The organism is Paenibacillus sp. S33 (assembly GCF_053615415.1).
This window is the reverse complement of record NZ_JBSIEZ010000001.1, coordinates 1-10,000: the sequence shown is the minus strand read 5'-3', so window position 1 is coordinate 10,000 and position 10,000 is coordinate 1. Positions and strand designations below refer to the sequence as shown.

At 45.9% G+C, this 10,000-nt stretch carries 8 protein-coding genes (1 of these 8 cut by a window edge); 1 reads left to right on the top strand and 7 read right to left on the bottom strand.

Annotated features, from left to right (window positions below):
* A protein-coding gene (gene gyrA / locus ACWGXJ_RS00040) for a DNA gyrase subunit A (RefSeq protein ID WP_061830447.1) crosses the window boundary here: on the bottom strand, nucleotides 1–2,261 show its 5' portion. Its footprint begins 304 nt before the window's first position; the window shows 2,261 of its 2,565 coding nt (coding positions 1–2,261); the start codon lies at nucleotides 2,259–2,261; its stop codon lies off the left edge, out of view.
* Between the two features lie 465 nt (nucleotides 2,262–2,726).
* On the opposite strand from gyrA, the gene ACWGXJ_RS00035 reads away from it, so the two are divergent.
* A complete protein-coding gene (locus tag ACWGXJ_RS00035) occupies nucleotides 2,727–3,554 on the top strand; it encodes a YheC/YheD family protein (protein ID WP_103049701.1) in 828 nt (275 codons plus the stop codon).
* A 125-nt stretch (nucleotides 3,555–3,679) separates the two neighbouring features.
* On the opposite strand, the gene gyrB is transcribed toward ACWGXJ_RS00035, so the two are convergent.
* From gyrB to dnaA, 6 genes are all read right to left on the bottom strand, one after another.
* Complete coding sequence (gene gyrB, locus ACWGXJ_RS00030) at nucleotides 3,680–5,590, bottom strand: DNA topoisomerase (ATP-hydrolyzing) subunit B (RefSeq protein WP_061830445.1); 1,911 nt, start codon at nucleotides 5,588–5,590, stop codon at nucleotides 3,680–3,682.
* Nucleotides 5,591–5,620: 30 nt separating this feature from the next.
* Nucleotides 5,621–5,872: an extracellular matrix regulator RemB gene (gene remB / locus ACWGXJ_RS00025; protein WP_007433255.1), complete on the bottom strand. Its 252-nt coding sequence runs from the start codon at nucleotides 5,870–5,872 to the stop codon at nucleotides 5,621–5,623.
* A 16-nt stretch (nucleotides 5,873–5,888) separates the two neighbouring features.
* The gene (gene recF / locus ACWGXJ_RS00020) at nucleotides 5,889–7,004 is read right to left on the bottom strand and encodes a DNA replication/repair protein RecF (protein WP_013308098.1); all 1,116 of its coding nucleotides are present in this window, start codon (nucleotides 7,002–7,004) and stop codon (nucleotides 5,889–5,891) included.
* A gap of 54 nt (nucleotides 7,005–7,058) precedes the next feature.
* The gene (gene yaaA / locus ACWGXJ_RS00015) at nucleotides 7,059–7,277 is read right to left on the bottom strand and encodes a S4 domain-containing protein YaaA (protein ID WP_023986416.1); all 219 of its coding nucleotides are present in this window, start codon (nucleotides 7,275–7,277) and stop codon (nucleotides 7,059–7,061) included.
* Nucleotides 7,278–7,324: 47 nt separating this feature from the next.
* Nucleotides 7,325–8,467, bottom strand: a complete 1,143-nt coding sequence (dnaN, locus tag ACWGXJ_RS00010) for a DNA polymerase III subunit beta (protein WP_029518977.1) — start codon at nucleotides 8,465–8,467, stop codon at nucleotides 7,325–7,327.
* Between the two features lie 186 nt (nucleotides 8,468–8,653).
* On the bottom strand, nucleotides 8,654–10,000 hold the full coding sequence (gene dnaA, locus ACWGXJ_RS00005) for a chromosomal replication initiator protein DnaA (RefSeq protein WP_103049703.1): 1,347 nt from the start codon (nucleotides 9,998–10,000) through the stop codon (nucleotides 8,654–8,656).

Genomic DNA, 10,000 nt, shown 5'->3' with positions numbered 1-10,000 from the left:
ACAACCTTGAGACCGACAACCGGACCATTTTTATCCGTAACATTAATCGTCTTGATCCCCTTACCTCCACGGCTTTGGATACGATAATCCACAACAGGGGTACGCTTGCCATAACCTTTGGCCGTTACAATCAGGATATCCAGGCTGGTATCTACGATATCCATACCTATTACAGCATCACTCTCATCAAGGTTGATCCCTTTAACCCCTGTAGCGCTACGGCCCATAGACCGTACATCACTTTCAGGGAAACGGATAGACATGCCTTGTGCTGTACCAATAATCATTTCCTGCTGTCCGTCCGTCAGCTTCACTTCGATCAGGGCGTCATCTTCACGCAAGTTAATGGCAATCAAGCCACCTTTGCGGATATTTGCATAGTCGTCAAGAGGTGTCTTCTTTATAATTCCATGCTGGGTCGCAAAGAATAGATAGCTATCCTCCACAAATTCCTCGATTGGAATTACCGCATTGATCGACTCACCCTGTTCAATCTGAATCAGGTTAATAATCGGTGTCCCCCGGGCAGTCCGGCTTAGATCAGGAATCTCATAGGCCTTAATCCGATATACCTTACCCTTGTCGGTAAAGAATAACAAATGATGATGTGAATTCGTAATGAACAGATGCTCTACGAAATCCTCATCTTTGGTATCCATACCCACTACACCACGACCACCGCGTTTTTGACTGCGATAAGTAGTAACAGGAAGGCGTTTGATATATCCTGTATGGGTTACAGTAATAATAACATCTTCACGCGGAATGAGATCCTCATCCAGAATACTCTCTTCACCCACTGTAATTTCAGTGCGACGTTCATCAGCGAAACGTTCTTTAAGTTCATTCAGCTCTTCGCTAATAATATTGAGTACCAGATGCTCGTTCGCCAAAATCTCACGATATTCCGCAATCTTTTGTATTAGCTCGTTATATTCGTTCTCGATCTTCTCACGTTCCAAACCGGTTAAGCGTTGCAGACGCATATCTAGAATAGCCTGAGACTGTTCAAGAGTGAGCGAGAAACGCTCAATCAGTCCTTCACGAGCTGCTTCTGCAGTTTGGGAAGAACGAATCAAGGCAATAACTTCGTCCAGATGGTCAAGGGCAATGCGCAAGCCTTCCAGAATGTGTGCTCTAGCTTCGGCTTTTTTCAGATCAAATTCTGTCCGGCGACGAATAACCTCGACCTGATGTTTGAGATAATGATACAAGACATCCTTCAGGTTCAAAATCTTCGGTTCGTTGTTTACAATGGCAAGCATATTAATACCAAAATTCGACTGCATGGCCGTATGTTTAAACAAATTATTCAGAACGACATTCGGGTTCACGTCTCTACGCAACTCAATAACGACACGCATACCCGTACGGTCCGATTCATCCCGAAGATCCGTAATGCCTTCAATACGTTTGTCACGTACTAATTCGGCAATTTTCTCGACCAGACGAGCCTTATTCACTTGGTAAGGCAGCTCATGCACGATAATCCGTGCTTTATTGCCAATCTCTTCTATGGTGGTCTTCGCACGCATGGTCACAGATCCGCGGCCAGTCTGGTACGCCTGACGAATACCAGAGCGTCCTAAAATATAACCTGCTGTCGGGAAATCCGGCCCTTGAATATAATCCATAAGTTCCATCGGCGTAATGTCAGGATTTTCGATTAGTGCTTGTACACCATCGATAACCTCTCCCAAGTTATGCGGAGGAATATTGGTAGCCATCCCGACTGCAATTCCGCCGACGCCATTCACCAGCAAGTTAGGATAACGTGCAGGTAATACAACGGGCTCGCTCTCTTCACCATCGTAGTTCGGCATAAAATCAACGGTCTCTTTGTTCAAATCACGTAGCATTTCCATGGCAATCTTGGACAACCGTGCTTCGGTGTAACGCATCGCAGCCGCCATATCTCCATCCACGGAGCCAAAGTTACCGTGTCCATCCACCAACATATAACGCAAGGAAAAATCCTGCGCCATCCGCACCATCGTATCATATACAGCCGTATCACCATGAGGGTGATATTTACCGATAACTTCGCCGACAATTCTTGCCGATTTTTTGTAAGGCTTATCTGGCGACATGCCTAGCTCGGACATCGCATACAAAATACGACGGTGTACCGGCTTCAGTCCGTCCCGCACATCAGGCAAGGCACGGCTAACAATAATACTCATGGCATAATCCATAAAGGATTCGCGCATTTCCACTCCGATATCCCTATTGATGATTTGCGAGTTATTTTGATCCGCCATGCTGGTCCTCCTTCTTATCCTTCAATACAATGCTCTCTATGTGAAAAGCCTAACAAGATACTGCCTATACACTCCGCTCTCTGCGCAGGATTTTGGCTGAAATCCTCATCTGTGTAATTATATTACTTTCACAAAAAGAGCACAATTAAACGCATCTGTCCTCTTTACAGCGTAAATCCCTCGTCATTCTCTTTCTGCGAGTAGCAGATTGCTATCTCTTGTACAACTCACAAGCCCTGATTATAACAAATTCCCCAGAGCTGGGGATTAGCCCCCACCCTAAGGGCCTTTTCCACATACAATACGTATACGGTCAGGGTTCACTTAGCAAAATTCCGAAAAACGCCGTATTTCTCTATTATATCATTGTTTTACGCGCTTGTCCTTTAGTTTCCCTTGTTTTGTCAAAGTGTTGCGGATTCCAAGTACATGACTCATATTTCGAAAAGAAAGGGATGAGATTACTTGTCTATTCAGCGAGTATCCAGTAAGTGGACCAAAACAAATGCCATTCTCCCCAATCCGACATTGGCCGCTTATGTACCGGAAACACGGTTGTACACATTTGATCACTTGAACGAAATGTTGGCTGTGTATGGTACTGTCTATATTAAGCCGGATAACGGTACTTATGGAAAAGGGGTTATGCGGGCAGAGAGGCTGACAGAGCCGCTTCCGCCGACAGAAGAAGGAATTATCGAAGAGAGAACTTGGTATGTGCTTCGCTATGAAGTAGATACCTTCACCTTCGAAAGTCTAGAAGATCTGCATAAAGTGGTTTCTTCCCGCATACGAAAACGTCCATATCTGATCCAGCGTGGAATTCCACTTCTTCAGCATGAAGCACGCCCTTTCGATCTGAGGGTATTAACCCAGATGAATTTGAGACACCAATGGGAAACAACGCTTATTGTAGGACGCGTAGCTGCTCCTGACAAAGTCGTCACCAATCATCACAGCGGTGGAACAACGCGCTTTTTCAATGAGCTGGTCGCTCCATACATGGATGTAAAGGAAGCTGTACGACTGGAGCAAAAATTATCAAAAATGGGCGAACGGGTAGCCTGGCAGTTGCAAAAAAGATACCCACGTTTAAGGGAAATTGGATTAGATGTGGGACTGGATCAACAAAATTATCCGTGGATTCTGGAGGTTAATACGAGACCAGCAATTAAGGTGTTCTCTTCCCTTCCAAACAAAAGCCTCTATCATAAAATATTCAGATATGCAGTAGGCTACGGCCGGTACTCTTCATCCACGGGTAAAACCATACGCTCTAAGAAAAAAGCCTAAAACAATGAGTTCAAATATTCAAATACACCCGGGCTGGTTAATGAGAAGAAAAGGGACGCCCATTTGGGCGCCCCTTGTGAACTCTTACAAAACACTACCTAATGAGCACGTAATACAATCACACATTAAAAATCAAGATTTTTCACGTACTTCGCATGTTCTTGGATAAAGTCGCGGCGAGGTTCTACATTATCACCCATTAAGGTATTGAACAGTGTATCAGCCAGCATCGCGTCACTGACAGTTACCTGAAGCATAGTACGACTCTCAGGGTCCATTGTAGTTTCCCAAAGTTGGGTCGCATTCATCTCACCCAAGCCTTTATAGCGCTGTACATTGTATTTCGCGTTTTCTCCAAATTCCCTGATGATCTCATCACGTTCCGCCTCGGAGTTCGCATAACGTACAACTTTGTTACGCTCCACTTTGAATAGTGGTGGCTGAGCAATATAAATATAGCCTGCATCAATGATTTTACGCATGTACCGATAGAAGAACGTCAGCAACAACGTACGAATATGGGCACCATCGACATCCGCATCTGTCATGATAATAACCTTGTGATAACGGGCTTTGGCGATGTCAAAGTCGTCTCCGATCCCTGTACCCATTGCTGTTACCATCGACCGGATTTCATCACTGGACAAAATACGGTCCAAGCGTGCCTTTTCAACATTCAGGATTTTACCGCGAATCGGCAAAATAGCCTGAAAGTGACGATCACGACCCTGCTTGGCAGATCCTCCTGCTGAGTCACCTTCGACGATGTACAGTTCACTAATCGAAGCATCCTTAGAGGAGCAATCCGCCAGCTTGCCTGGGAGCGAACTGATTTCCAGCGCACTTTTACGACGTGTAAGCTCACGCGCTTTACGCGCTGCTTCCCGGGCACGTGCTGCTTGTAAGGATTTATCAACCACCCGGCGGGAAACAGACGGATTTTCCTCTAGGAATTCCTGGAGTTTCTCTGCGAATAGGGATTCGACAATCCCTCGCACCTCACTGTTACCAAGCTTTGTCTTGGTCTGACCCTCAAACTGTGGTTCTGGAATTTTGACGGAGATAATCGCCGTCAATCCTTCACGCACATCGTCACCGGTCAAGTTGGCATTGTTGTCCTTAATCAAGCCATTTTTACGTGCATAATCGTTAATAATCCGGGTTAATGCACTCTTGAAACCTGATTCGTGAGTTCCGCCCTCATGGGTGTTGATGTTGTTGGCAAAAGAATAAATATTCTCGGTATAGCTGTCGTTATATTGCAATGCCACTTCGACTTGAATCATATCACGCGAGCCTTCGACATAAATCGGCTGTTCATGCAGCGCTTCTCTTTTTTGATTCAAAAATTGCACATATTCACTGATTCCGCCCTCGTAGTGAAATGTATCGCTGGCGCCCGTCCGTTCATCAGTCAAGCTGATTGCAATACCTTTGTTCAGGAAAGCCAACTCACGAATCCGCGTCTGGAGCGTATCATAGTCATATACGGTCGTTTCTGTAAAGATTTGATCGTCAGGATAAAAAGTCGTTTGGGTACCCGTCTCGTCTGTGTCACCGATGACTCTGACATCATACTGCGGAGCACCACGATGATATTCCTGCTCATACAGATGTCCGTCCCGTTTAACATGCACGATCATTTTACTGGAGAGGGCATTTACTACGGATACACCAACCCCGTGCAGACCACCGGATACCTTGTACCCTCCGCCTCCAAATTTACCACCTGCGTGAAGCACGGTCATAACGACTTCCAGCGCAGATTTTTTCATTTTGGCGTGTTCACTTACTGGAATACCGCGACCGTTATCTGTAACGGTAATGCTATTGTCTTCGTGAACGACAACTTGAATGCTGTCACAGTAACCCGCCAGCGCTTCGTCAATGCTGTTGTCCACAACTTCCCAGACCAAATGATGGAGACCTTTGGCGCTCGTGGAGCCAATATACATCCCGGGACGTTTCCGAACCGCTTCCAGGCCCTCAAGGACCTGAATCTCGCCCGCATCATAAGACGGTTGATTCATAGACATGCCTTTCACCTACTTCTATAGATTCTATGGTTAAGCATTGGCAACAAACTGGTTTGCCCGCTTTTTGAGTGTTGTTGAGGAGATGGGGGAATAATACACCGTATTCTGAGTCACTACGATGGACTTGGCTTCCTCTTCGCCAATCATCTCGACATGCTTTTGCTGTTGGGCGTGGTTCACGTATTGCTTGGAGATTTTAGAGGATTTTTCAATCGAGATATCGAAAATAGCCACAAGCTCTGAAGAGCGGATGATTTTTTCTCCACCCAGATGAATATACATAGCGGTCACTCACTCCTTAGTGTTCCACATGCCCGTCGTGGACGTGATAAATATTGGCATCCTTGAGTCGTTCTGCGTTCAAAGTCTCAACCCCGGTTGCCGTGATAAAGGTCTGTACCTTGCTTTGGAAAGTCTCGATCAGCTGAGTCTGACGATAGGGGTCCAGCTCGGACAAAACATCATCCAGCAGCAGGACAGGATATTCACCAATTTCTTCATGAATTAACTCTATTTCGGCCAGCTTCAAGGACAGGGCCGTCGTCCGCTGCTGCCCCTGCGAGCCATACGTATGCACTTCTCTGCCGTTAATGGCAAAGGCCAAATCATCACGATGGGGTCCCGCCAAAGTCATGCCACGGCGGATTTCCTGTTCCCTCATTTGGGATAACTTTATCATAAATCGCTCCAATAAGACAGCTTCATCTTCTTCCTCTGGCTCACTGAAGGAGGGAACATAGGTTAATTTTAACTCTTCTGTCCCACCTGCAATCCCTTCATGAATGGCCTGAGCCCACTTTTGTAGCTTTGTTATAAATTGTTTCCGCTTTTTAACAATTTTAACACCATGCTCAACAAGTTGCTCATTCCATACCTCCAGCATCAGCTGTACTGAAGCCATATCCTTACCCCAAGCTTGCTTGAGCAGGTTATTTCGCTGCACCAATACTTTCTGGTATTGCTGCAAATGATACAGATATCCTGGCGCAACCTGTCCAATTTCCATGTCAAGAAACCGGCGGCGAACCCCCGGTGTTCCTTTGACGATTTCGAGATCCTCAGGTGCAAACATGACCACATTTAACGAACCGATAAAATCGCTCAGTTTTCGCTGCTCCAGTCCGTTGATCTTTGCTTTTTTGCCTTGTGTGGATAACGCGAGATCCAGTCTGATTTTCCCGTATTTTTTATCCACATCCGCAGCTAGGTGAGTGGAAGTAGCCCCGAAAGAGATTAACTCTTTGTCGCGGGACGTTCGATGACTTTTGGTTAAAGCCAGTACAAAAATCGCCTCTACCAGATTCGTTTTGCCCTGCGCATTTTGTCCGATCAGCAAATTAACGGGCCCAAATTCATTCAGCTCCAGCTGTTCATAGTTCCGGTACTGCTGCAAAACAATGTTGTTCACAAACACATAGGGTCCCCCTTGTTACTCCGTACCTAAAAGGAGTCCTTGCCACCCAGGCGATCATGCTCCTGCTGTAACTTCGAAACTTCCGTTGTCCTCTACTTCTACGGTATCACCCGGGTACAGTTTTCTTCCACGACGTTCTTCCGGTTCACCATTCACACGGACTTGTCCCTCTTGCAGCAGGGCTTTAGCCATGCCTCCTGTGGATACACAATCGGCTAATTTTAAAAATTGATCGAGCTTGATGTATTCGGTCTGTATAGATATCTGTTTCAAGGCTTGTTCATCCTTTCGCTTGTCCTCGGGTGGGTTAAAGCTAAACGTCAGTTGGTTGTGCGATATGGCAGGATGATATACAGCGCATTGCTGGAATCTGCCGGTTTTAAAATAATGGGACTCATAATGCCGGTAAAAGCAATCGTCAGCTGCTCGCTATCAATCACCTTGAGCACGTCGAGCATGTATTTGGAGTTGAACGAAATTTTGAGCGGCTCTCCCTCAAATTTGGACACAGTTACTTCCTCACGCACTTTGCCAAGCTCAGAGGAACTAGAGGAAATTTCCAAGCCGCCATTTTCCAGCGACTGCATTTTTACAATATTCGTTTTTTCCTCACGGGACAGCAAATAAGCACGGTCAATTGACTCACTTAAACTTTTTGTATCCACAATCAGTTCTGTTTTGTAGGAGGTCGGAATAATTCTAGAAGTATCAGGATAGGTGCCGTCCAAGATGCGGGAATAAAATAGCACCCGATCTACTTTGAATAATACCTGATTGTCCGCTACTACGATATCCACAAGCATATTTTGGTCTGGAATAATTCTGCTCAGCTCATTTAGCGTTTTGCCCGCAATGACAACATTGCTAAAGCGCAAGCCTTCAGACGTCTCCAAATGAGCGCTGCGGGTGGCAAGGCGGTGGCGGTCCGTTGCCACAAACTTCAGTTCCCCCTCAGCCAGATTCCACAACACGCCGGTTAAAATCGGTGTCGTTTCGTGGGTGGAAATGGAGAACACCGTCTGTTTAATCATATTTTTAAGTAAATCTCCTGGCACAGAGATGACTTGATTTTCTTCAATGTTGGGAAGCACCGGGAATTCTTCAGGGTCCAAGCCAACAATCTGAATTTCAGTTGCACCGGACGAGATAAAGGTTTGGAATTGGTCTTTTACCTCCATACGGATCTCCTGAGACGGCAACTTTTTGATAATTTCGACAAAGAATTTGGCTGGCAGTACAACACTACCGGGTTGTTCGACCTGAACGACAGTTTGGTCACCATCCTCCATCGGAATAAAGGATTGAATGGAGATGTCTGTATCGCTGGCGGTCAGCGTTACTCCCTGGTGATTCACATCCAGCTTAATACCGCTCAGAATTGGAATCGTAGTCCGACTTGATATCGCTTTGGATACATGTTGTATAGCCTCGTTCAAAACGTTTTTCAGAATGCTGATCTTCATAAGTTCCTCCTACGGGTTTTAATCCTTCAAGCACGCGTTGACGCGGGCCTTATTTAGGTGATGTATATCTTTAAAATATATTAGTAATAGTAATAGGCGCACTGAATATGTGGATAAGTCACCGTAACCCTAATAAAATCAAGCCTATCCACATGTGTATAAATTGTGTATAGGCTCTGAACTTGTTCAGGTTGGATTTTTGATTTTTTCTATTAGGTTGTTGATAACTTTAAACAGATCCTGATCCACTTGAATGGATTTGGAGATTTTTTCGTGCGCATGAATGACAGTCGTGTGATCACGCCCACCGAAAGCTTCGCCGATTTTCGGCAAAGAATAGTCGGTTAGCTCACGAGACAGGTACATGGCAATTTGTCGTGGAAAAGCTACAGCCTTCGTCCGCTTACGCGCTTTAAAATCCTCCAGCCGTAGATTGTAAAATTCCCCGACTTGATGCTGTATATCCTGAATCGTGATCATTTTGGGACGGCTGGACGGGATAATGTCCTTCAACGCTTCAGCCGCAAGATGACTTGTTACATCCTGATTTGTTAAGGAAGAATAGGCGACAACGCGTATTAGCGCCCCTTCCAGTTCACGGATGTTCGTATCAATTTGATTAGCGATATACATCATGGCCTCATTGGGAATATCCAGGTTTTCCGCACGTGCCTTTTTCCGAAGAATAGCAATTCTCGTCTCCAGATCCGGCGGCTGAATATCCGTAATAAGTCCCCACTCGAAGCGAGAGCGCAGCCGTTCTTCCAGCGTTGGAATTTCTTTAGGCGGCCGATCGCTTGAGATTATAATCTGCTTGCGTTCCTCATGAAGCGCGTTGAACGTGTGGAAAAATTCCTCCTGCGTCGATTCCTTGCCCGCAATGAATTGAATATCATCAATGAGCAAAATATCAATGTTGCGATATTTATTCCGGAAACTTTCCCCGCGGTTGTCCCGGATGGCATTAATGAATTCATTCGTAAACTTCTCCGACGATAAATAAACGACCTTGCTGGTCGGATTGTGCTCCAAAATATAGTGCCCGATAGCGTGCATCAGATGCGTTTTCCCCAGCCCCACACCACCGTATAAAAACAGCGGATTGTAAGCTTTGGCCGGCGCCTCGGCGACGGCCAGCGATGCCGCATGGGCAAAACGGTTCCCCGATCCGATGACGAATGTATCGAATGTATATTTGGGATTCAGCATATGGGACACAGCTTCTTCATGAACGACCGGCTGCTGCTGAGGTTGTTGCTGAAGGTCGACCTCGGCGGGCTTGTTCTCTTCAATAACGAACTTGACCTCTAGCTGTTTGCCCAAAATTTCATAAACCGTTGCTCCGACTAGCTTGGTATAGCGGCTTTCAAGCCATTCCACGGCAAAAGTTGTCGGTGCAGAAATCACAATGGAGTGGTCATTTAGTTTCGCTGCCTTGGTAGCCTTAAACCAAGTGTCGTAACTCGGCTTACTCAGCTTGGTTTGTATAATGGATAGAATTTGCTGCCATAGTTCAGAGGTATGGCTGTCCAC